General features: G+C 67.1%; 18 protein-coding genes. 10 read left to right on the top strand and 8 right to left on the bottom strand.

Going from position 1 to position 21,946, the window contains the following annotated elements:
- Positions 1-39: 39 nt before the first annotated feature.
- The gene (locus tag RS899_RS01335; RefSeq protein WP_315808912.1) at positions 40-483 is read left to right on the top strand and encodes an REP-associated tyrosine transposase; all 444 of its coding nucleotides are present in this window, start codon (positions 40-42) and stop codon (positions 481-483) included.
- A 98-nt stretch (positions 484-581) separates the two neighbouring features.
- Here the strand turns inward: RS899_RS01335 and RS899_RS01330 are convergent, their stop codons facing one another.
- Positions 582-1,595, bottom strand: coding sequence for a succinylglutamate desuccinylase/aspartoacylase domain-containing protein (locus RS899_RS01330; protein WP_315808911.1), 1,014 nt, complete (start codon positions 1,593-1,595; stop codon positions 582-584).
- Positions 1,596-1,700: 105 nt separating this feature from the next.
- On the opposite strand from RS899_RS01330, the gene RS899_RS01325 reads away from it, so the two are divergent.
- Entirely contained in the window at positions 1,701-2,324 is a 624-nt protein-coding gene (locus tag RS899_RS01325; RefSeq protein WP_054906667.1) for a TetR/AcrR family transcriptional regulator, read from the top strand.
- Between the two features lie 57 nt (positions 2,325-2,381).
- Here the strand turns inward: RS899_RS01325 and RS899_RS01320 are convergent, their stop codons facing one another.
- The 4 genes from RS899_RS01320 to RS899_RS01305 form a co-directional block, all read right to left on the bottom strand.
- Positions 2,382-3,131 (bottom strand): ABC transporter permease, encoded by a 750-nt coding sequence (locus tag RS899_RS01320; protein WP_038803230.1) that lies wholly within the window; start codon positions 3,129-3,131, stop codon positions 2,382-2,384.
- A gap of 13 nt (positions 3,132-3,144) precedes the next feature.
- Complete coding sequence (locus tag RS899_RS01315) at positions 3,145-3,855, bottom strand: ABC transporter permease (RefSeq protein ID WP_015475765.1); 711 nt, start codon at positions 3,853-3,855, stop codon at positions 3,145-3,147.
- 81 nt (positions 3,856-3,936) lie between these two features.
- The gene (locus RS899_RS01310; RefSeq protein ID WP_054906669.1) at positions 3,937-4,722 is read right to left on the bottom strand and encodes a transporter substrate-binding domain-containing protein; all 786 of its coding nucleotides are present in this window, start codon (positions 4,720-4,722) and stop codon (positions 3,937-3,939) included.
- A gap of 69 nt (positions 4,723-4,791) precedes the next feature.
- On the bottom strand, positions 4,792-6,861 hold the full coding sequence (locus tag RS899_RS01305) for an aminotransferase class I/II-fold pyridoxal phosphate-dependent enzyme (RefSeq protein ID WP_315808910.1): 2,070 nt from the start codon (positions 6,859-6,861) through the stop codon (positions 4,792-4,794).
- Between the two features lie 279 nt (positions 6,862-7,140).
- Between RS899_RS01305 and arnB the strand changes: the two genes are divergently transcribed.
- From arnB to RS899_RS01265, 8 genes are read left to right on the top strand one after another with little or no spacing between them, the layout of a single operon-like run.
- On the top strand, positions 7,141-8,280 hold the full coding sequence (arnB, locus tag RS899_RS01300) for a UDP-4-amino-4-deoxy-L-arabinose aminotransferase (RefSeq protein WP_233299383.1): 1,140 nt from the start codon (positions 7,141-7,143) through the stop codon (positions 8,278-8,280).
- Between the two features lie 7 nt (positions 8,281-8,287).
- Entirely contained in the window at positions 8,288-9,292 is a 1,005-nt protein-coding gene (arnC, locus tag RS899_RS01295; RefSeq protein ID WP_054906672.1) for an undecaprenyl-phosphate 4-deoxy-4-formamido-L-arabinose transferase, read from the top strand.
- Positions 9,289-11,310 carry a bifunctional UDP-4-amino-4-deoxy-L-arabinose formyltransferase/UDP-glucuronic acid oxidase ArnA gene (arnA, locus tag RS899_RS01290; RefSeq protein WP_315808909.1) on the top strand — a complete coding sequence of 674 codons (2,022 nt, stop codon included), beginning with the start codon at positions 9,289-9,291 and terminating at the stop codon, positions 11,308-11,310. The genes arnC and arnA overlap by 4 nt, the downstream gene beginning before the upstream one ends.
- Positions 11,307-12,194 carry a 4-deoxy-4-formamido-L-arabinose-phosphoundecaprenol deformylase gene (gene arnD / locus RS899_RS01285; protein ID WP_162484001.1) on the top strand — a complete coding sequence of 296 codons (888 nt, stop codon included), beginning with the start codon at positions 11,307-11,309 and terminating at the stop codon, positions 12,192-12,194. The genes arnA and arnD overlap by 4 nt, the downstream gene beginning before the upstream one ends.
- Entirely contained in the window at positions 12,191-13,837 is a 1,647-nt protein-coding gene (gene arnT / locus RS899_RS01280) for a lipid IV(A) 4-amino-4-deoxy-L-arabinosyltransferase (protein ID WP_315808908.1), read from the top strand. The genes arnD and arnT overlap by 4 nt, the downstream gene beginning before the upstream one ends.
- Positions 13,834-14,178, top strand: a complete 345-nt coding sequence (gene arnE, locus RS899_RS01275) for a 4-amino-4-deoxy-L-arabinose-phosphoundecaprenol flippase subunit ArnE (RefSeq protein WP_054906676.1) — start codon at positions 13,834-13,836, stop codon at positions 14,176-14,178. The genes arnT and arnE overlap by 4 nt, the downstream gene beginning before the upstream one ends.
- Before the next feature lie 59 nt (positions 14,179-14,237).
- Positions 14,238-14,603, top strand: coding sequence for a 4-amino-4-deoxy-L-arabinose-phosphoundecaprenol flippase subunit ArnF (gene arnF / locus RS899_RS01270; protein ID WP_315810390.1), 366 nt, complete (start codon positions 14,238-14,240; stop codon positions 14,601-14,603).
- A 40-nt stretch (positions 14,604-14,643) separates the two neighbouring features.
- Positions 14,644-16,026: a UDP-glucose dehydrogenase family protein gene (locus tag RS899_RS01265; protein ID WP_024765622.1), complete on the top strand. Its 1,383-nt coding sequence runs from the start codon at positions 14,644-14,646 to the stop codon at positions 16,024-16,026.
- 99 nt (positions 16,027-16,125) lie between these two features.
- On the opposite strand, the gene RS899_RS01260 is transcribed toward RS899_RS01265, so the two are convergent.
- From RS899_RS01260 to ptsP, 3 genes are read right to left on the bottom strand one after another with little or no spacing between them, the layout of a single operon-like run.
- Complete coding sequence (locus tag RS899_RS01260; RefSeq protein ID WP_315808907.1) at positions 16,126-17,880, bottom strand: PTS fructose-like transporter subunit IIB; 1,755 nt, start codon at positions 17,878-17,880, stop codon at positions 16,126-16,128.
- 26 nt (positions 17,881-17,906) lie between these two features.
- Positions 17,907-18,854, bottom strand: coding sequence for a 1-phosphofructokinase (pfkB, locus tag RS899_RS01255; RefSeq protein ID WP_315808906.1), 948 nt, complete (start codon positions 18,852-18,854; stop codon positions 17,907-17,909).
- Complete coding sequence (gene ptsP / locus RS899_RS01250; protein WP_315808905.1) at positions 18,854-21,748, bottom strand: phosphoenolpyruvate--protein phosphotransferase; 2,895 nt, start codon at positions 21,746-21,748, stop codon at positions 18,854-18,856. Before ptsP ends, pfkB begins: the two co-directional genes overlap by 1 nt.
- Between the last annotated feature and the right edge of the window lie 198 nt (positions 21,749-21,946).

The raw sequence follows: 21,946 nt of genomic DNA, 5'->3' as shown, positions 1-21,946 counted from the left end.
TCTGCAATCTTTGACATCGGACAGCACGGGAGCGGCACGATGGGATTTCATGGCAGGGATCTACGAAACGGGCGTTGCTCGATTGACGGTCAGATATACCTCCTGACGACAGTAACTCACCAGCGCAAACCGCTCTTCCATCAGTGGTCAGCCGCCAGCGCCGTCGCCCGCGAGCTTCATCAACTAACTTCGACGAGCATTCTGGCTTGGGTATTGATGCCAGATCATCTGCATTGCCTGGTGCAACTCAATGGACACTCGCTCAGTGACTTCATGCAGTCGCTCAAATCGCTCACTGCCATTTCGCTCAACAAGGCACTCAAACGCACGGGCAAAGTCTGGCAATCCGGCTACCACGACTACGCCCTGCGACACGATGAAGACCTGAAAGCAGCGGCTCGCTATTTGGTCGCCAACCCTTTGCGCGCAGGACTGGTCAAATCACTTCGTGAATATTCCTTCTGGAACGCTGTCTGGCTGTAACGCATATCCCTGTAGGAGCGAGCTTGCTCGCGAACCCTAGCCCCCGCAGCGGGGTTTGTTCGCGAGCAAGCTCGCTCCTACAAAACAGCAGCCAGGCGCTACGGATCGAGCGCGCCGGAACTCCAGGTGCTGGAAGTCGCGCTGCCGGTCAGCTTGGCGGCGATGGCGCCCTGCGGGATCAACCGGTCGCGATAGCGTGTGGCGAGCAGCCCGCTCTGCGGTGCGCGCAGGATGTGCTCGCTGCTGGCGTCGCCAGGGTGGGCAATGATGCGCGCGAAGCGCTCGCCCGCCTCGATGTACTCGCCCAGCTCACGTTCGAAAACCAGCACGCCCGCCGCCGGCGCGAACACGGTTTCCATGAAGCCCATCGGTGTGGCGACGCCCTTCCATTCCGGTAACGGGCCTGCATCGTCCACCACGTCGCGCGCGCCGAGGAAGCGATAGAGGCCGTCGGCATCCTGCTGCGCCAGGGCATCGCTGACGTCGCCCTGGCCACGCAGTTCAACAGTGGCGACCAGGCGCCCATCGAAGCGCTGTTCGGCCAGCCAGGGCGCAATCACCACTTCTTCGAACGCACCGTCACCATCGCCTTCCCAGATGATTGCCAACTCCGCGCGCAACGCCGCGGCGAGGTCCTGCGCGGCCGGCCAGAAGCACTCGTGGACGTAGACATACTGCAGCGCCTCGTCGTCGGTGTGCAGGTCGAGGACAATGTCCGCCGGCGCGGCCAGTTCGGCCAGGCGCTTCTGCCACAGCGTGAGGTTGTCCAGGGTCCCGCTGGCCGCTGCCGAGGCGATGAAGCCACGGTTGAAGTTGCGCGACGTGGCGTCATGGTTGCGGCCGAGAATCCGCCCCTGGCGGAACTGCCCGATGCCGATGGGATTGGCCTGCGGCACCAGCGTCACGCTGCCATTGAGCACGCCGCGTTCGGCGGCCTCGCGCAGGCGCGGCAGCAGTTCGTGGAGCACCAGCATCCCGGCGATTTCATCGGCGTGCACGCCGGCCTGCAGGTGCACCCGCGGCCCCGGCTTGCCGCCGTCGATACGCCACGCCAGAACGCGCAGCTCCGCGCCCGAGTCACCCGGTACGCTGAAGGACACATCCTCGATCATCAAGCCCTCTCCTCTGTCCGAATCGCCCATGGAAATCTTTGCCGGCGCCTCCTAGTATCGACTCCAGTCGCCGGTTTCCGGCACGCCGCAAAAGGACCTCGCACCGTGGACATGCCCCGCCAGAAAGCCCAGCGCGCCACCTCCGAGGAACGTCGCGACCACCTGGTACGTGCCTGCCTCAAGTGCCTGGTCGCCGATGGCCACGCGGGCATCTCGGTGCGCCGCATCGCCAAGGAAGCCGGCGTTGCCGTTGGCCTGGTGAATCACCATTTCGGCAGCATCGACGCGCTGGTTGCCCAGGCCTACGAGACCCTTGCCAGCGAGGTCACCCAGGCGCTCTACCAGCAGGTGGACGCCGTCGGCAGCGATCCCGCCGCACGCATGGAAGCCTTCCTCACCGGCTCCTTCTCACCGCAAGTGCTGGACCCCGACCTGCTCAGCCCCTGGGTGGTGTTCTGGAGCCTGATCCGCCACTCGCCGCCGGTGAACGAGGCGCACGAGCGCGGCTATCAGAGCTACCTTGCCATCCTCGAAACACTCATCAGCGAGCTCGCCCACGCCGAAAGCTTCAGCGTGGCGCGCCCGCGCCTGGCCGCCATCGGCCTCTCCGCCATGCTCGACGGGCTGTGGCTGGAGTGGTGCCTGAACCCGAGCAACTTCAGCGCCGCCGACGGCCTCGAACTCAGCCGCTGCTGGGTAGAGGGCCTCCGTCGCGGCGCCTACGCCTGAGGTTTGGCAACGATCTGCTGCGCGTCGGCTGGATGTCGTTGGGCGAGCCGTGAATATTCAAACCGCCGTTCTTGCGCGACGCTTGCCCAACCATGATCGCTGCGCCGGCTTCTGTGTTTCGCGGCGAACCGGCGTGGTGCGCTCCAGCACGGCGAACAGCGCCTCGATGATGAAGGTCAGGCAGACGTAGATCGCCGCCACCAGCAGCAGCGGCTCATACACCTGGAAGGTCTGCGCGCGCACCACGTTGGCCGCGCCGAGCAGGTCGACCACGGCGATGGTGGACGCCAGCGCGGTGGACTTGAGCAGCATCACGCTCTCCCCCGCCAGCGTCGGCAACAGCAGGCGGATCGCCCTCGGCAGCCACACACGGTAGAGCACCAGCCTGCGGTTCATGCCGAACGCCGAAGCGGCCTCCAGCTCGCCGCGCGGCACCGCCTTGAGGCCACCGCGAACCACCTCGCCGACGTAGGCGCCGACCGAGAGGATCAGCGCGATCACGATGTACCAGAAGCCGTCGCGCAGGTAGGGCCAGAGGAAGCTCCCGCGGATCAGCGGGAACTGCGCGAACAGGCTGCCCAGGCCGTAGTAGAAGATATAGATCTGCACCAGCAACGGCGTGCCGCGAATCACGCTGGTGTACGCCAGCGCCAGGCGCGAGACCAGGAAGTTGCGCGACATCCGCGCCAGCGCCACGACCAGCGCCAGGGCGAAGCCGAGGATGGCGGAAATCAGCAGGATCACCAGGGTGGTGCCCAGGCCCTTGAGCAGCAGGGCCCCGTAGACGAATAGCCAGTGTTCGTTCATCGCCGCGCCTCGTTCAGACCGCCGGAATCCAGCGACGGAAGCGTCGCTCCAGGTAGCCCGCGAACAGGTTGGAAAGCACGGTGAGCACGTAGTACAGCGCCGCCGCGGTGAGGTAGAAGGTCAGGTAGTGGCGGGTCGAGCCGGCGGCCTGCTTGGCCGTGTAGAGCAGCTCGTTGGTGCCCACCACGCTGATCAGCGCACTGTCCTTGATCAGGTTGACCCACAGGTTGGCCATGCCGGCCAGCGCGTTGGGCGCCATCATCGGCAAGGTCACCCGGCGGAACAGGCCGAAGCCGTGCATGCCGTAGGCGCGCGCCGCTTCGATCTGGCCATAGGGAATCGACTGGATCGCGCCACGGAAGATCTCCGACGCGTAGGCGCCCTGCACCAGGCCGAGCACGACGATGGCCACCATCATGCCGTTGAGCTTCACCTGGCCATAGCCGAGCCACTCGAAGAACTGGTTCAGGCCCATGGAGCCGACGTAGAACAGCAGCAGGATCAGCAGCAGTTCCGGTACCGCCCGGCACAACGTGGTGTAGCCGCGCGCGAGCATCGCCAGCGGGCGCGGACCACCGATCTTGGCGCTGGCCGCGGCGAGGCCGATCAGCAGGCCGACCAGGAAGGCCCCGACGGAAATCTGCAGGGTGACCAGCAACCCCTTGAGCAGGGCCGGGCCCCAGCCCGTAGGACCGAAGCCGATCAGGTCGAAGATGCTTTGCATGGCCGTCTCCAGGAAGGGAGGCTCAGGTTCGTGCCCGCGCGCCGGAGAAGCGCGCGGGCGCTGAAGCGGATCGCGCCGGGGTCACTGCTTGGGCGCGACGCTCATGCCGAAGTACTTGTCCGACAGCGCCTTGTAGTCGTCGCTGGCGAGCAGTTTACCGATGGCCTCGTCCATCTTCGCCTTCAGCTCGGTGTCGCCTTTGCGCATGCCGGCGCCAACACCACGGCCGAACAGGGGGTCGTACTTCACTTCGCCCTTGTTGACGATGCCGGCAGCCTGGGCGTCCGGCGACTTGACGAAGGAAGCCACGGCAATGCCATCGGCCATCATCAGGTCGATGCGCCCGGCCACCAGGTCGGCGTTCACCGAGTCCTGGGTGTCGTAGTAGCGCACGTCGGCGATCTTCTCGTAGTACTTCTTCAGGTAGTTGGAGCTGACCGTGGAGATCTGCACGCCGATGGCCTTGCCCTTCAGGCCTTCGGGGCTGATCTGCACGTCCACCGCCTGCGGCGCGGCGACGGCGACCGGGGTGTCGTAATAGGGGCGGCTGAAGGCGATCTGCTTCTCGCGCTCGTCGGTGATCGACAGGGAGTTGAAGATCACGTCGATCTTCTTCGCCAGCAGCGCCGGGATGATGCCGTCCCAGGCTACTTCGTCGATCTCGCAGGTGGCCTTCATCTCGGCGCAGACCTTGTGGATCAGGTCCGGCTCGAAGCCGACCCAGCTACCGTCGGGCTGCTTCTGCGAGAAGGGTGGATAGGGTTCGGCGGCCAGGGCGAAGCGGATCGTCTCGGCCTGGGCGCTCGCCGCGCCGGCCATCAGCATCGCCGCACCCACCATCAGATTGCACAGACCTTTCTTGCTCATCGTGATCCCCTGCGTTGTTTTCGTTTGTTATGGGTCACGCTCATCGATGCGCCGGCAGCGCGGCATCGGTCAGCGATTCTGGTGCGCGTTGACAAACTGCCGGCAGCGCTCGCTGCGCGGGCGCGAGAACACTTCCTCGGGCGTTCCCTCCTCCTCGATCAGGCCCTTGTGCAGGAACGCCACATGGCTCGACACGTCGCGGGCGAAAGCCATCTCGTGGGTGACCAGGATCATGGTCCGCCCCTCCTCGGCCAGCGAGCGGATCACCCGCAGCACTTCGCCCACCAGCTCCGGGTCCAGCGCCGAGGTCGGTTCGTCGAACAGCATCACTTTCGGTCGCACGGCCAGCGCGCGGGCGATGGCCACGCGTTGCTGCTGGCCGCCGGAAAGGAAGGCCGGGTATTCGTGGCGTTTCTCCGCCAGGCCGACACGTTCCAGCAACGCCTCGGCGCGCTCGCGGGCCTCGGCCTTGCTCTCGTGGAGGACGAAGGTCGGTGCTTCGATCAGGTTCTCCAGCACGGTGCGGTGCGGCCACAGGTTGAAGCTCTGGAACACCATGCCCAGCTGCGAGCGGATACGGGTGAGCTGCTTCTGGTCGGCGACCATCGGCTCGCCCTGGCGGCTCTGAGCCAGGCGGATGGTTTCGCCGTTGACGGTGACCGAGCCCTGGTTGGGAATCTCCAGCATGTTGATGCAGCGCAGCAGGGTGCTCTTGCCCGAGCCGCTGGCACCGATCAGCGAGATCACCTCGCCCTCGCGGGCCGACAGCGAAACGCCCTTGAGCACCTCGAAGTCGCCGAAGCGCTTGTGGATATCTTGGACTTCGATCACCGGCTTAGTGGTGGGCTGCTCTGCTTTCTGTAGGAGCGAGCTTGCTCGCGAACCAGCCACAGCCGCAGAAGCATCAGGAGCGTTCGCGAGCAATGGCTGAGGCGCCCCCCTCGCTCCTACAGTTGATTCGGCACGTGCGGGAAGCGACTCGACGAAGCGAATGATCCGCGCACAGGCCTCGGCCATGCTCTCGTCGCTCAGCCCGAAGGACAGCCGCACGAAACCTTCCGCCTGCGGGCCAAACGCTGCCGCGTCGAGCACCGAGACGCCGGTGGCATGGAACAGCTGCCAGGAGAAGTCCAGCGAGCTGAGGCCGGTGTCGCGTACATCGACCATGACGAACATGCCGGCTTCGGGCGACAGGACCGTCACCCGCGGGCAATCACTCAGCGCCGCCACCACCAGGTCGCGGCGGCGGCGGTAGATCTCACGCATCGACGCCACCACTTCATCGTGGCGCTCCACCGCAGCGAGCGCGGCCTCCTGCACGAACCCCGGCAGGCCGTAGAACATGTTCAGCGCAAGGTTTTCCAGATGCCCGACCAGCGTCGGGTTGGCGACTATCCAGCCGGCGCGCCAGCCGGTCATGGCATGGGATTTCGACAGGCTGCCGATGCTCAGGGTGCGCTCGGCCATGCCCGGCAGCGCGGCGACGCTCTGGTGTTCGCGCTCGAAGGTCAGGCCCTCGTAGACCTCGTCCACCACCACCCAGAGATCGTGGGCCTGCGCCAACTCGGCGATCGCCAGCAACTCCTCGCGAGTCAGCACGACGCCCGTGGGGTTGCTCGGGTTGGCGAGGAAGATCGCCTTGGTGCGCGCCGTGATGGCAGCCGCGATGTCACCGGCCAGAGGGCGGAAACCATTCTCCGGACGGGTAGGAACCCCGACCAGCACGGCACCGGTGGACTTCAGCGTGGCTTCGTAGGTGACGTAGACCGGATCGAAGGTGATGACCTCGTCGCCTTTTTCCAGCAGGCACATCGCGGCGGCGAACAGGCCGTTCTGCGCGCCGGCGACAACAATGACGTTCTCGGCGGCGACCTTTTGGCCGAATCGTCGCTCATGTAGTGCGGCAATCGCCTGGCGAAGTGCCGGGCGGCCAGCTACATCACTGTAGTGGGTGTCGCCGTCGCGCAAGGCGGAAACGGCGGCATCGGTGATGAAGTCCGGGGTTGCGAAATCGGGGTCGCCGACGCTGAGCACTATCACGTCGCGGCCGGCGCGTTGGGCGGCAATGGCGGCGTAGTGAATATCCCAGGCGGCAACGCCGGGTCCGACCATCCTGTCCACAAGCGACGAATAACGCATGCAAGGGCCTCATCCGAATGACGGAATGTCCTGCAGAAGGGTCCGCAGGAGCGTTGGGCCACCATAGCCAAGGATGAACGAGTGTTCAACAGCGTTTTCCGACATCAGACATGTCGTTTTCAGACCGTTCACTCCCCCCCCCTCCAACCTTCGGGTGCTGCTTGTCGCATGTTCGACCGACGAACGGAATCACGACATCCACTTAACGGCTTCTTAACGATCACCCCCGTAGCGTTCTCTCACCCCCTGACAGAGCCGCCATGGCCTTTGGAACACCACATGGAAATGCCCTTCCTCCCCTTCTCCCGTCCCAGCATCGGTGAAGAAGAGATCCAGGCAGTCAACGAAGTCCTGCGTTCGGGCTGGATCACCACCGGGCCGAAGAACCATGAACTGGAACAACGCTTCGCCGACTCCATCGGTTGCCGTCACGCGGTGGCCCTGTCGTCGGCTACCGGTGGCATGCATCTGGCGCTGCTGGCCCTGGGCATCGGCCCGGGCGACGAGGTGATCACCCCGTCGCAGACCTGGGTCTCCACCGTCAACATGATCAGCCTGCTGGGCGCCACGCCGGTGTTCGTCGATGTCGACCGTGACACCCTGATGACCGACGCCGCGCGCATCGAAGCCGCAATCACCCCGCGCACCCGCGCCATCATTCCGGTGCACTACGCCGGCGCGGCCTGCGACATGGACCCGATCAACGAGCTCGCCCTGCGCCACGGCATCCCGGTGATCGAGGACGCCGCCCACGCTGCCGGCACCTTCTACCGTGGCCGTCCGGTGGGCCAGCGCGGCACCGCGATCTTCTCCTTCCACGCGATCAAGAACCTCACCTGCGCCGAGGGCGCCATGTTCGTCACCGACGACGAGGCCCTGGCCAACCGCGTGCGCACCCTGAAGTTCCACGGTCTGGGCGTGGATGCCTACGACCGCCTGACCCACGGCCGCAAGCCGCAGGCGCAGGTGGTGGAACCGGGCTTCAAGTACAACCTCACCGATATCAACGCCGCCATCGCCCTGGTGCAGTTGCCCAGGCTCGAAGCGATCAACGCCCGCCGCGCCGAACTCGCCGCCGGCTACGCCAGTCGCCTGGCGCACCTGCCGGTGCAACCGCTGGCGCTGCCGGACTACCCGCAGCACCACGCCTGGCACCTGTACGTCCTGCGCATCGACCAGGAGCGCTGCGGCATCGACCGCGACGCCTTCATGCAGGGCCTGCAGGAGCGCGGCATCGGCAGCGGTATCCACTTCATCGGCAGCCACCTGCACAGCTACTACCGCCAGCACTACCCGGATGTGCACCTGCCCAACACCGAGTGGAATGCCTCGCGAATCGTCTCCATCCCGCTGTTCCCCGACATGACCCAGGCCGACCAGGACCGCGTGGTCGACGCCATCGAAACCCTGCTTCGGTAACGCCACCGTGAAAGCCTATCCGATCAACCGTGTGTCCATCGTCATCCCGGTGTACAACGAAGAGGCCAGCCTCCCCGAGCTGCTGCGCCGCACCACCGCCGCCTGCGAACAACTGGGCCGCGACTACGAGATCGTGCTGATCGACGACGGCAGCCGCGACAGCTCCGCCGACCTCCTGCAGGAAGCCGCCGAAGCGCCCGGCAGCCATGTGGTGGCGGTGATCCTCAACCGCAACTATGGCCAGCACGCGGCAATCATGGCCGGCTTCGAGCAATGCCAGGGCGACCTGGTGATCACCCTCGACGCCGACCTGCAGAACCCGCCGGAGGAAATCCCGCGTCTGGTGGCAGAAGCCGCCAAGGGTTACGACGTGGTCGGCAGCGTGCGCCAGCAACGCCAGGACTCCGCCCTGCGCCGCTGGCCGTCGAAGCTGATCAACCTCGCCGTGCAGCGCTCCACCGGCGTGGCGATGAATGACTACGGCTGCATGCTGCGCGCCTACCGCGCGAGCATCGTCAAGGCGATGCTCGCCTGCCGCGAGCGCAGCACCTTCATCCCGATCCTGGCCAACAGCTTCGCCCGCCATACCAGCGAAATCCTCGTTGCCCACGCCGAGCGCGAGCACGGTGAGTCGAAGTACGACTTCCTGCGCCTGATCAACCTGATGTTCGACCTGGTCACCTGCATGACCACCTCGCCGTTGCGCCTGCTGTCCTTCGTCGGTGGCGGCATGGCAGTGGCCGGCTTCGCCTTCGCCCTGATGCTGCTGGTGCTGCGCCTGCTGTTCGGCGCCGCCTGGGCCGGCCACGGCGTGTTCGTGCTGTTCGCCGTGCTGTTCATGTTTACCGGCGTGCAACTGGTCGGCATGGGCCTGCTCGGCGAGTACCTGGGCCGCATGTACAACGACGTACGCGCCCGCCCCCGCTTCTTCATCGAGCGCATCGTCCGCGCCGACGCACCGCGCCCGCAGCTTTCCTCTTCCTCCCCTTCTTTCGAGTCCATCCAGCCATGACCCAGCAGACCATCGTCTTCGCCTATCACGACTTCGGCTGCGCCGGCATCGAAGCACTGCTCGCCGCCGGTTACCAGATCGACGCCGTCTTCACCCACGCTGACGATCCCAAGGAGAACCGTTTCTACGGATCGGTAGCCCAGCTCTGCGCACGCCTGGGAATCCCGGTGCATGCCCCGGAAGACGTCAACCATCCGCTGTGGGTTGCGCGCATCCGCGAACTGCAGCCGCAATACATCTTCTCCTTCTACTACCGCCACCTGCTCAGCGAAGAGCTGCTGGCCTGCGCCGCCAAGGGCGCCTACAACCTGCATGGTTCGCTGCTGCCGCGCTACCGTGGCCGCGCCCCGGCCAACTGGGTGCTGGTCAACGGCGAAAGCGAGACCGGCGTGACCCTGCACCGCATGGTCAAGCGCGCCGATGCCGGCGGCATCCTCGCCCAGCAGAGCGTCGCCATCGGCCCGGACGACACCGCACTGGTGCTGCACGGCAAGCTGCGCGAAGCCACCCGCGAGCTGCTCGCCACTGCCCTGCCCCGCCTGGCTCGGGGTGAACTGCAGGAAGTCGCCCAGGACGAATCCCGCGCCAGCTACTTCGGTCGCCGCACCCCGGCGGACGGTCAGCTCGACTGGAAGCGCCCTGCCAGCGAACTGCACAACCTGGTCCGCGCCGTGACCCAGCCGTACCCCGGCGCCTTCGCCCCGGTGGGCGATCGCAAGCTGATCGTCTGGAGCTCGCGCGTGGTCGCCGGCAACAACGGTCTGCCGGCCGGCTCGGTCCTGTCGGTCGACCCGCTGCGCATCGCCTGTGGTGCTGACTCGCTGGAAATCCTCTCCGGCCAGCAGGGCGACAGCGGCCTGTTCCTCGCCGGCCCGCAACTGGCCCGCGAAATGGGCCTGGTGGACGGCTCGCGCCTGCACGGCGCCAGCGGCAAACCCAAGCGCAAGACCCGCGTACTGATCCTCGGCGTCAACGGCTTCATCGGCAACCACCTCTCCGAGCGCCTGCTGCGCGACGGCAACTACGAGGTCTACGGCCTGGACATCGGCTCCGACGCCATCGAACGCCTGAAAGGCAACCCGGACTTCCACTTCGTTGAAGGCGACATCAGCATCCACACCGAGTGGATCGAGTACCACATCAAGAAGTGCGACGTGGTCCTGCCGCTGGTAGCCATCGCCACGCCCATCGAATACACCCGCAACCCGCTGCGCGTGTTCGAGCTGGACTTCGAGGAAAACCTCAAGCTGGTCCGCTACTGCGTGAAGTACAACAAGCGCGTGATCTTCCCGTCCACCTCCGAGGTGTACGGCATGTGCACCGACGCCAACTTCGACGAAGACAAGTCGAACCTGATCGTCGGCCCGATCAACAAGCAGCGCTGGATCTACTCGGTCTCCAAGCAGTTGCTCGACCGCGTTATCTGGGCTTACGGCCAGAAGGGCCTGAAGTTCACCCTGTTCCGTCCGTTCAACTGGATGGGCCCGCGCCTGGACCGCCTGGACTCGGCGCGCATCGGTAGCTCCCGCGCCATCACCCAGCTGATCCTGCACCTGGTGGAAGGCACGCCGATCCGCCTGGTCGACGGCGGCGAGCAGAAGCGCTGCTTCACCGACGTGAACGACGGCATCGAGGCGCTGGCGCGGATCATCGACAACGAAGGCAGCCGCTGCGACGGACAGATCGTCAACATCGGCAACCCGGACAACGAAGCCAGCATCCGCCAACTGGGCGAAGAGCTGCTGCGTCAGTTCGAGGCGCACCCGCTGCGCGACCAGTTCCCGCCCTTCGCCGGCTTCCGCGAAGTGGAAAGCCGCAGCTTCTACGGCGACGGCTACCAGGACGTGTCGCACCGCAAGCCGAGCATCGAGAACGCCCGTCGCCTGCTGAACTGGCAGCCGAGCGTGGAGCTCTCCGCCACCATCGGCAAGACCCTGGACTTCTTCCTCCGCGAAGCCCTGGCCGAACGTGCCGGTGGGGTGCCCCACGCCTTCCCGCTGCAGAAAAGCATCGCCTGATGAGAGCGGGACTGCGCATCGACGTCGATACCTACCGCGGCACCCGTGACGGTGTGCCGCGGCTGCTGGACATGCTCGACGAGGCCGAGGTGAAGGCGACCTTCTTCTTCAGCGTCGGCCCCGACAACATGGGGCGCCACCTGTGGCGCCTGATCCGCCCGCAGTTCCTGTGGAAGATGCTGCGTTCCAACGCCGCCGGCCTGTATGGCTGGGACATCCTGCTGGCCGGCACCGCCTGGCCGGGCAAGCCGATCGGCCGCGACCTGGGCCACCTGATGCGGCGCGCCCAGGACGCCGGCCATGAAGTCGGCCTGCACGCCTGGGACCACCACGGCTGGCAGGCCAACGCCGGCCGCTGGAGCACCGAGCAGCTCGAACAGCAGATCCGCCGTGGCGTCGATACCCTCGCCGACATCCTTGGCAACCCGGTGGAGTGTTCGGCGGTGGCCGGCTGGCGCGCCGACGAACGCACCGTGGAAGCCAAGGAGCGCTTTGGCTTTCGCTACAACAGCGATTGCCGCGGCCGCTCGCTGTTCCGCCCGCGCCTGGCCGATGGTCGCGCCGGCACCCCGCAGATCCCGGTGGACATGCCCACCTTCGACGAGGTCGTCGGCCCACAGGTGGCGCCGTCCGCCTTCAATGACTACATCCTTTCCCGTTTCGACATGGACGCCTTGAACGTGTACACCATTCACGCCGAGGTCGAGGGCATTCTCATGGCCCACGACTTCCGCCGCTTGCTGGCCCAGGCACGGGCCGGCGGCATCCGCTTCGTCCCGCTGGGCCGGCTGCTGCCGGACGACCCCACCACCCTGCCCGTCGCCAGCCTGGTGCGCGGCGAACTGGCTGGCCGCGAAGGCTGGCTGGGGGTGCAGCACGCATGAAGCGCCTGGCCTACCCGACACTGCTTGCCGCCTTCATCCTGTGCATCCTGCTGCCAATGGCTTTCCACGGCCTGTGGATCCCCGACGAGTCGCGCAACGCGCAGATCAGCCAGGCCATGCTGCAGAGCGGCGACTGGGTGTCCCCGCACCTGCTGGGCCTGCGCTACTTCGAGAAACCCACCGGCGGCTACTGGCTGATCGCAGCCAGCCAGGCCATGTTCGGGCAGAACCTGTTCGGCGTGCGTTTCGCCTCCGCGCTGGTCACCGCACTGAGCACCCTGCTGGTGATCCTGGTCGCCCGCCGCCTGTGGAACGACCCGCGCCGCACCTGGGCCGCCGGTCTGCTGTACCTGAGCTTCGGATTGATCGCGGGGCAGGCCGGCTATGCCAACCTCGACCCGCAGTTCACCTTGTGCGTGAACCTCAGCCTCGGTGCCCTGTTGTTCGCTTTCGACGCCAGCACCACGCGCGAGCGCCTGGTCGCCTGGAGCCTGCTGGGCGCCGCCTGTGCATTCGGCTTCATGACCAAGGGCTTCCTCGCCTTCCTGTTGCCGGTGATCGTCGGCCTGCCCTACGCCGTGCTGCAGAAGCGCCTGGGCGAACTGCTGCGCTACGGCCCGCTGGCTGTGCTGGTAGCCGCGCTGGTCTGCGCGCCCTGGGTGCTGCTGATCCACGCCCGCGAGCCGGACTTCTGGGACTTCTTCTTCTGGCACGAACACATCCGCCGCTTCGCCGGTAACGACGCCCAGCACGGCCGCCCATTCTGGTTCTTCGTGCCGCTGCTGTTCGCCAGCGCACTGCCCTGGGCGATGCTGGTCTTCCCGGCGCTGCGTAACGCAATCCAGGGCTGGCGCGACTCGAAGCTGCTGTTCCTGCTGCTGTGGTTCGTCATGCCCTTCCTGTTCTTCAGCCTGGCCAAGGGCAAGCTGCCGACCTACATCATGCCCTGCTTCGCCCCGCTCGCCCTGCTGATGGCCGATGCCCTCGGCCGAGCGCTGCAGCAGCACCGGCAAGTCGCCCTGAAGTTCAACGGCGCGCTCAATCTTGTGCTGGGCAGCAGTGCGCTGGCCGGGCTGCTGTTCATGCAGGCACGGCACCCGCAGTACCACGACGAACTGCCCAGCGTGCTGATGGTTGCTCTGGTATGCATCGTCTGGCTGCTCGCCGGCTTGCTGCAACTGCTGCGCCCCGCTCGCTTCTGGGCGGCGCCGGCCTTCGCGGCCTGGCTGCTGGTGGCCCTGGTGCCCAACGCGATGCCGAACAAGATGGTCAACAGCAAGATGCCCGACCAGTTCATCGCCGAGCACCTGGACCAGCTCAAGGATGCCCACAGTCTGCTGAGCAACGACCTGGGCGCCGCCACCGCGCTCGCCTGGCGCACGCAGCGCAGCGACATCACGCTGTTCAACACCGAAGGCGAGCTGAAGTTCGGCCTGGGCTACCCCGAAGGCCAGGGCCGCAGCATCCCGCCCGAAGGCATCCACGCGTGGATCGACCGCGCCCGCGCCAAGGGCTCCATCGGCGTGATCATGCGGGTCAACAGCGCCAGCGACGAAGCGGAACTGGCCATGCTGCCCAGCGACGCCATCAGCTACCGGCAGAACCACCTGGTGGTCCTGCTGATTCCGCAGGCCGCGCCATGACCGCCCTGCTGCTGGCCGGCGTCTGCCTGCTCACCTGCCTGGGCCAACTGGCGCAGAAATTCGCCGTGGAAAGCTGGCGCGATGGGCCCTCGAGCCTGACAGCGAAGCTCTTCTCGCCCTGGCTGATCCTGGCCGTCGCCTGCCTGGGCGCCGGCCTGCTGCTCTGGCTGCTGGTCCTGCAACGCCTGGAAGTCGGCGTCGCCTACCCGATGCTGAGCCTGAACTTCGTGCTGGTGACGCTACTGGCTAGCCGCCTGTTCGGCGAGCGCATCGACGGCCGCCACTGGTTCGGCGTGGCCCTGATCGTCGGCGGCGTCGCCCTGCTGGGGATGCACTCGTGAAGCGCGGTATCGCTTTCGCCCTGGGCAGCGTGCTGCTGGTGAGCAGCGCACAGCTGGGCATGCGCTGGAGCATGTCGCGGCTGCCCTCGCACTGGCCATTCGACCTGGCGCAACTCGACATCGCCGCACTTCTAGTGCTGGCCGGGGCCGTGCTCGCCTACGCGCTGTCGATGCTCTGCTGGCTGCTTGCCCTGAAACACCTGCCGCTGAGCCGCGCTTACTCGCTGCTGAGCCTGAGCTACGCCTTCGTCTACCTCGGCGCTGCCGTGCTGCCTGGCCTCGGCGAGCCGATGAGCCTGCCGCGCACCCTGGGCGTAGCCCTGGTAATTGCCGGCGTGATCGCGATCAACGCGCCACGCCGATCTGACAGAACAACCGTCATCAAACCCAGCGACGCTCGCTCCGAGCACGCGCAGTTCGACTGACCTCAATCCCGCTTCAAGTCCCTTTTCGGGAGAGCAGACCATGAAAATCAGCGTATTCGGAATCGGTTATGTAGGCCTGGTGCAGGCCGCGGTCATGGCCGAAGTAGGCCACGACGTCCTGTGCATGGACATCGACGAGGACAAGATCGCCAAGCTCAAGCGCGGCCAGATCAGCATCTTCGAACCGGGCCTGGCCGAGCTGGTGAGGGACAACCTGGAAGCCGGACGCCTGCGCTTCACCAGCGACGTCGCCGAGACAGCCGCCCATGGCCGCGTGCAGTTCATCGCCGTCGGCACCCCGCCGCTACCCGATGGCTCGGCCGACCTGCGTGCCGTGCTGGCCGTGGCCGAAGGCATCGCCCGTCACCGCACCCAGCCAGTGATCATCGTCGAGAAATCCACCGTGCCGGTAGGCACCGGTGACCGCGTGAAGGCCAAGGTACTCGCGGTGCTCGCCGAAGAAGGCCGCAGCCTGGACTTCGAGATCGTCTCCAACCCCGAGTTCCTCAAGGAAGGCTCGGCGCTGGCCGACTGCCGCAAACCCGACCGCATCGTCATCGGCTGTGAAAGCCCCGAGGTGCTGGATGTGATGCGCGAGATCTACGAGCCGTTCAACCGCAACCACGACCGCATCCTGACCATGAACCTGCGCAGCGCGGAACTGACCAAGTACGCCGCCAACTGCATGCTCGCCACCAAGATCAGCTTCATCAACCAGATCGCTGAGCTGGCCGAGCACCTGGGCGCCGACATCGAAGCCGTGCGCCAGGGCATGGGCGCCGACCCGCGCATCGGCTACCACTTCATCTATCCCGGCTGCGGCTATGGCGGCTCGTGCTTCCCCAAGGACGTCCAGGCGCTGATCCAGAGCGCCGAGGAAGCCCACTGCTCCAGCGACCTGCTGCGCGCCGTGGAAGCGGTCAACCAGCGGCAGAAGAGCAAGCTGTTCGAACGCATCCACAGCTACTACGGCGGCAAGCTCAAGGGCCGCACCTTCGCGCTCTGGGGCCTGTCGTTCAAGCCCAACACCGACGATATGCGCGACGCCCCCAGCCGCACCCTGATGGAAGCCCTGTGGGCCGCCGGCGCCAAGGTCCGCGCCTTCGACCCCGAGGCCATGCCCGAGGCGCAGCGCCTGTACGGCCACGATGAGCGCCTGACCCTGATGGGCACCCCGGAAGCCACCCTCGGCGGCGCCGATGCCCTGGTGATCTGCACCGAGTGGCGGCAGTTCAAGGCGCCGGACTTCGAGCTGGTGGCCAGCCGCCTGAAGTCCCCGCTGATCTTCGACGGCCGCAACCTGTTCGACCCCGAGCGCCTGGCGCGCTACGGCTTCGAATACTTCCCCATGGGCCGCGGCGACTCGCACCGCCTGCCGGTTCCGGCGCAGGTCGTCGAACAACGCACGCGGCGCACGGCCTGAAGAGCATTCGCGAGCAGGCTCGCACCTACACGAGGGACACGGCTCTTCGTAGGAGCGAGCTTGCTCGCGAACCCACCCACGCCGACCAGGCCAGGATGCTCAACCCCGCCCCGGCGCCTGCTCGCCCATCACCATCATCGGCGCAGCCTCACTGCGCTTGAGCAGCGCATAGAGCACCCCGGTCACCACGCTGCCGATGGCAATCGCCAGCAGGTAAAGCAGCGCGTGGTTCATCGCGTTGGGGATCAGCAGCACGAACAGCCCGCCATGGGGCGCCAGCAGCTTGCAGCCGAACAGCATCGACAGCGCGCCGGTCAGCGCACCTCCGGCGATACTTGCCGGGATCACCCGCAGCGGGTCCTTGGCCGCGAAGGGAATCGCGCCCTCGGAGATGAAGCACAGCCCCAGCACCAGCGCGGCCTTGCCGGCCTCGCGCTCGCTCTGGGCAAACTTGCGCCGCGCCAGCAGCGTGGCGATGCCCATGCCGATCGGCGGGACCATGCCACCGGCCATCACCGCCGCCATCGGCGCGTAGCTCTGCGAGGCGAGCAGGCCGACCGAGAAGGCGTACGCGGCCTTGTTGATCGGCCCACCCAGGTCCACGCACATCATCCCGCCCAGCAACAGGCCGAGCAGGATGGCGTTGGTGGTACCCATGCCAGCGAGGAAATCGGTCAGCGCGCCCATCATCGCCGCCACCGGCGAGCCCACCACGTAGATCATCACCAGCCCGGTGAACAGGCTGGCCAGCAGCGGAATGATCAGGATCGGCTTGAGCGCCGCGACACTGGCCGGTAGCGGAACCCACTGGGCAATCGCGCGCGCCGAATAGCCGGCGAGCAAACCGGCGACAATGCCGCCAAGGAAGCCCGCCCCCAGCGTGCTCGCCAACAGCCCGCCGATCATCCCCGGCGCCAGCCCGGGGCGATCGGCGATGGACCAGGCGATGTAGCCGGCGAGCATCGGCACCATCAGCTTGAACGCCGCGTCGCCGCCGATCTGCATCAGCGCCGCCGCCAGGGTGCCTTGTTGCTTGAACGCCTCGATACCGAAGACGAAGGACAAGGCGATCAGCAGCCCGCCCGCCACCACCATCGGCAGCATGAAGGACACGCCGGTGAGCAAGTGCTTGTAGACGCCGCGCGCTTCGTTCTTCGCCGGCGCCGCACTGTTGCCGGCAGACGCGGCGGACTCCGTCGCCGCCTCCTGCAGCGCGCGCTCGATGGTCGCCTGGGGCTGCTTCAACGCCACACCCGTGCCGCAACGGAAGATGCGCTTGCCGGCAAAACGCTCGGGATTGACCTCGATATCCGCCGCCAGCAGGACCACGTCAGCAGCAGCGATTTCTTCCGCGCTCAGCGGATTGCGTGCGCCCACCGAGCCCTGGGTTTCCACCCGCAGCTCGACGCCCATCTGCTGTGCCGCCTGCTGCAGCGCCTCGGCGGCCATGAAGGTGTGCGCCACGCCAGTCGGGCAGGCAGTCACCGCTACGACCTTCGCCACGCGTTCCGTTTCGGCAGGCACTGGCGAGGCCTCGCCCGGCTGCCAGACGGGTGCTTCCGCCGCCGCGCGCTGGAGGAAACCGGCCGGGTCGGCCAACGCCTCGGCCGGGCGCGCCTGCACCAGGCGTTTGCCGGCAAAGCGCGAGAGGTCCAGCGGCTGCGCGCTGACCACCAGCACCCAGTCGGCCGCGGCAATCTGTCCTTCGCTCAACTGGCGTTCCGGATGCTGCGGGTCGCGTTGTTCGACACACACCGACCAGCCCAGGCGCTCGGCCGCCGCCCGCAGCAGGCGGGCGCTGAGCACGCTGGAAATCTGGCCGTTGGGGCAGGCCGTGATCAGGGCAAGGTTCATCGTCATACCTCTTGTTGTTCTATCGCTCAGGGCTGGCACGGGGCCAACGCTTGAACCTGCACCGCGTCCTCGATGCGCTTGAGCCGCTGCGCGTCGCCGATGCCGAACTGGATCTGGGTGACCGCCAGTGCCGCCACCGCCGTGGCCTGGCGCAGCACACGCTCGGGCGGCCAACCGGCGAGCAGGCCATGGACCATGCCAGCCAGCAGGGAATCGCCGGCGCCCACCGTGCTGGCGACTTCCACCCTGGGCGGCACCGCTTGCCAGACACCCTGCGGACCGAACCAGCGCACGCCCTCGGCGCCCTGGGAAAGCACCACCTGCTCGATACCGCGCGCGCGCAATGATTCGACCTGCGCGCCCAACTCTTCAGCGCTGCCAGCGGGTTTTCCGCAGGCATCGCCGAGCTCCTGGTCGTTGGGTTTGATCAGCCAGGGAGCGGCGTCCACTCCGGCGCGCAGCGCGGCACCGCTGCAATCGAAGGCGACTTTCAGGCCATGGCCCTGCAGGCGCAGCAACAGCTCGCGCAACCACTGCGGATCGACGCCGCGCGGCAGGCTGCCGGCGACCACGGCAATGTCGAAATCGGCAGCGATCAGGTCGAGGCGGTCGAGCAGCGCATCCTGCTGGGCGCTACTGACTTCCGGGCCCGGACCGTTGATATCGGTGATGCGCCCGGTGCCTTCGGCGATCTTGATGTTCCGCCGCGTCTCGCCCGGCACGCGGACAAAGGCATCGACGAAACCACGGCGACGGAACAACGCCTCGAAGGGCAACGCATTGTCCGCACCGAGGAAGCCGGCAACGGTCAGCGAATGTCCCAGGTCGGCCAGCACCTGGGCAACGTTGAGGCCCTTGCCGGCGGCCTGGCTGAGTGCCGACTCGCTGCGGTTCACCTCGCCGGGCGCAAGCTGCGGCAGGCGTATGGTGAGGTCCAGAGCCGGGTTCAGGGTCAGCGTGAGAATACGGGCCATCAGTGCACCTCCGGCAGTGCCAGGGCGACGCTCTGGCGCACGTCCGCTGCCGAGCACAGGGCCAATGCCGCGCGAGCCAGCTCGCGGGATGTCGGCAGGTCCAGCTCGCGCACCCGCGCCTTGACCAGCGGGATGCTGCGCGCCGAAACGCTCAGTTCGTCCACTCCCAGCCCGACAAGCAAGGGCACCGCCAGCGGGTCGGCGGCCAGCTCGCCGCACACGCCCACCCACTTGCCGTGGGCATGGGCGGCGCGCACGGTCATGTCGATCAGTTGCAGCACGGCCGGGTGCAGGCCGTCAGCTTGCGCGGACAGGCTCGGATGGCCACGGTCGATGGCCAGGGCGTACTGGGTCAGGTCGTTGGTGCCGACGCTGAAGAAGTCCACCTCGCGCGCCAGCACCGGCGCCAGCAACGCGGCGGACGGCACCTCGACCATGATGCCGAGTTGCAGGTCGTGCTCGCCGCCCAGCTCCGCGCAGAGTTCGAGGGTGAGGTCGCGGGCCTGCCGCCACTCCTCCACCTGCCCGACCATGGGGAACATGATGCGCAGCGGGCGGCCAGCGGCGGCACAGAGCAACGCTCGCAGCTGGGTGCGGAAAATCTGTGGGCGTTGCAACGTCAGGCGCACGCCACGAATGCCCAGGTAGGGGTTGGTTTCCTCGGGGATCGGCCAATACGGCAGCGGCTTGTCACCGCCCACATCGAGGGTACGCGCCACCAGCGGGCGGCCTTCGAGGGCATCGAGCACACGGCGGTATTCGATCTCCTGGGTTGCCTGGTCGGGCGCCTGGGGGTTGTCCATGAAGACGAACTCGGTACGCAGCAGACCCACGCCCTCCGCGCCCAGCTCCACGGCTTTCGCCGCGCCGGCGGTGTCGCCAAGGTTGGCGCAGACTTCCACGGCATGGCCATCGCGAGTCACCGCCGGCTCATGACGGCGCGCCTCGGCCTGTTCGGCGCGGCGCTGGCGCAGGTCGCGCTGGGTTTCGGCTGCGTGCAACGCTTGCACATCGGGGGCGACCGTCATCTGGCCTTTCTCGCCATCCAGCAGCAACGCCGTGCCGGACTCCAGCGCCAGCACGCTTTCCCCGGCGCCCACCAGCGCGGGAATACCCAGCGCACGGGCGATGATCGCGCTGTGCGAAGTGGCGCCACCGCGCGCCGTGACGATACCCGCCACGCGTTCCGGATCGAGCCGCGCCACGTCCGAGGGGCCGACTTCGTCCATCACCAGGATGTAGGGCTCGCTCGGCTCCAGCGCACTCTCGACGCCACACAGGCGCGCCAGCACGCGCCGGCCAACGTCGCGCAGGTCCGCCGCGCGCTCAGCCAGCAGCGCATCGCGCAGGGCCTCCTGCTCGCCGGCCACCCGCTCGATCACCTGGCTCCAGGCTGCTTCGGCGCTGGCGCCTTCGGCCAGGCGCGCCTGCACCTCGTCGAGCAACTCGGGGTCGTCCAGCAGTGCCTGGTGAGTGACGAAGATGTCGCGAATTTCCTTGACCTGGCTGCGCCCCACCAGCGCTCCGATTTCCCCGCTGATGGCCATGCGCGCCTCATCGAGACGCTGGCGCTCGACGTCCGCCGACTCGCCGCGCACGGCGAACTCGAAGGCACGAGCGACCTGCACGTACGCAGGGCCGTGGGCAATGCCCGGCGCTGCGGCAATGGCCTGCAACTGCACGCCCGCTTCGGGAGCCCGCACGGCCTGCAATTCCTGCTCGTCCTGTTGCACGCTGTCGACGATCAACTCGAGGGTTTCCGGCAGCGGCTCGACTTCCTCGCCCAGGCCCTGCTCCACGGCCGCGCGAACGGCAGCCAGTGCGGCCTCGGCGATTTCCGGCTCGGCGAAGAACTCCAGCACCTGCCCACGCCGCGCGCCAAGGGTGAGCAGTTTGCTCAGGCTGCGGATGGAAACCGGGGCGCTGTCGCCCTCGGCGATGCGCACGCGAATTTCGCCGCTGTAGTCCCGCGCCAGCAGCATCAGCACCTGCGCCGGGCGCGCGTGCAGGCCATGCGGGTTAGCCAGCGGCACCCGGATGCTCGGCCAATCCACCGGCAATTCACCGCCCAGGGCTTCCAGCACCGCACGTACGGAGGTGGCGCTGGCCAGCTCGCCGGCACGGCCATCCACCAGCAGGTCGCACAGGCGCGCGAACACCGCCCCGTGCGCGTCGTCCTGGCGAGCCAGGCAGAACAGGCCACGCACCGGCTGGCCGGCGTGGCTCAGCTCGCGCGCGGGGGTAACGAAGACGAGGCCCGGACGAGTGACGCATTGCTCGCTGTCCTGCCACCAGAGCCCCGCGCCCAACGGCAGGGCCTCCTGGTCATGCAGCGCGGCAGCGAAGCCGGGAACCACGCAGCCGGCCTTCTTCAAACGCCGCGCACCGACCAACGCCAGTTCGTCGAAGTCTTCGGCAGCGACGCCAAGCCCGACCAGATGCTCGTCGAACAGCAACGGCTGAGGCGCGCCACGTTGCAGCAGCTGCAGCAGGTCCTCGGGTTTTTCCGCTGCACGCAAGGCCGGGCCCACTTCAGCATCGCCCAGCGCGCGGGTAAGCAGTTGCAGCAGGCGCAGGTGCTCATCGGACTTGGCCGCAATGGCGATGGCCAGGTGCACGGTCTGCCCGTCGCCCCAGGCCACCCCCTCGGGGAAGTGCATCAGGCGTACGCCGGTGCGCTGCACCAGGTGGCGCGTTTCCGGCGTGCCGTGGGGAATGGCGATGCCCTGCCCGAGATAGGTGGAGCCTTGCGCTTCACGGGCCTGAAGACCCGCCAGGTAGCCTTCGGCGACCAGGCCATCGTCTTCGAGGGCAGAGCCGAGCATGGCCAGGGCGGCCTGCTTGTCGGCAGCGCGCTGGCCCATGCGGACCTGCTGCGCGTTGAATTCGAGCATCGCGTTCTCCTCACCGGCGTTCGCGCGTGCCGGCGCTGGGGCGGTTATCCGCTTATACGGTGATCAGCTTAGAGGCTGCGGCGCAGGAACAGGGTTCAGGCAATACTGCGTGCGCAATGCTGAATCGTTTCACCTATTGAGACTGGCACGTTACTCGATAATGCGTGATCCTTGAAGCCCCCAATTGTCGGCAGCATC

Origin of the sequence: Pseudomonas sp. C9-3 (assembly GCF_032392015.1) — a bacterium.
GTDB lineage: Bacteria > Pseudomonadota > Gammaproteobacteria > Pseudomonadales > Pseudomonadaceae > Pseudomonas > Pseudomonas nitroreducens.
Note: the sequence above shows the minus strand (reverse complement) of the source record. Positions and strands in the feature narration are given on the sequence as shown.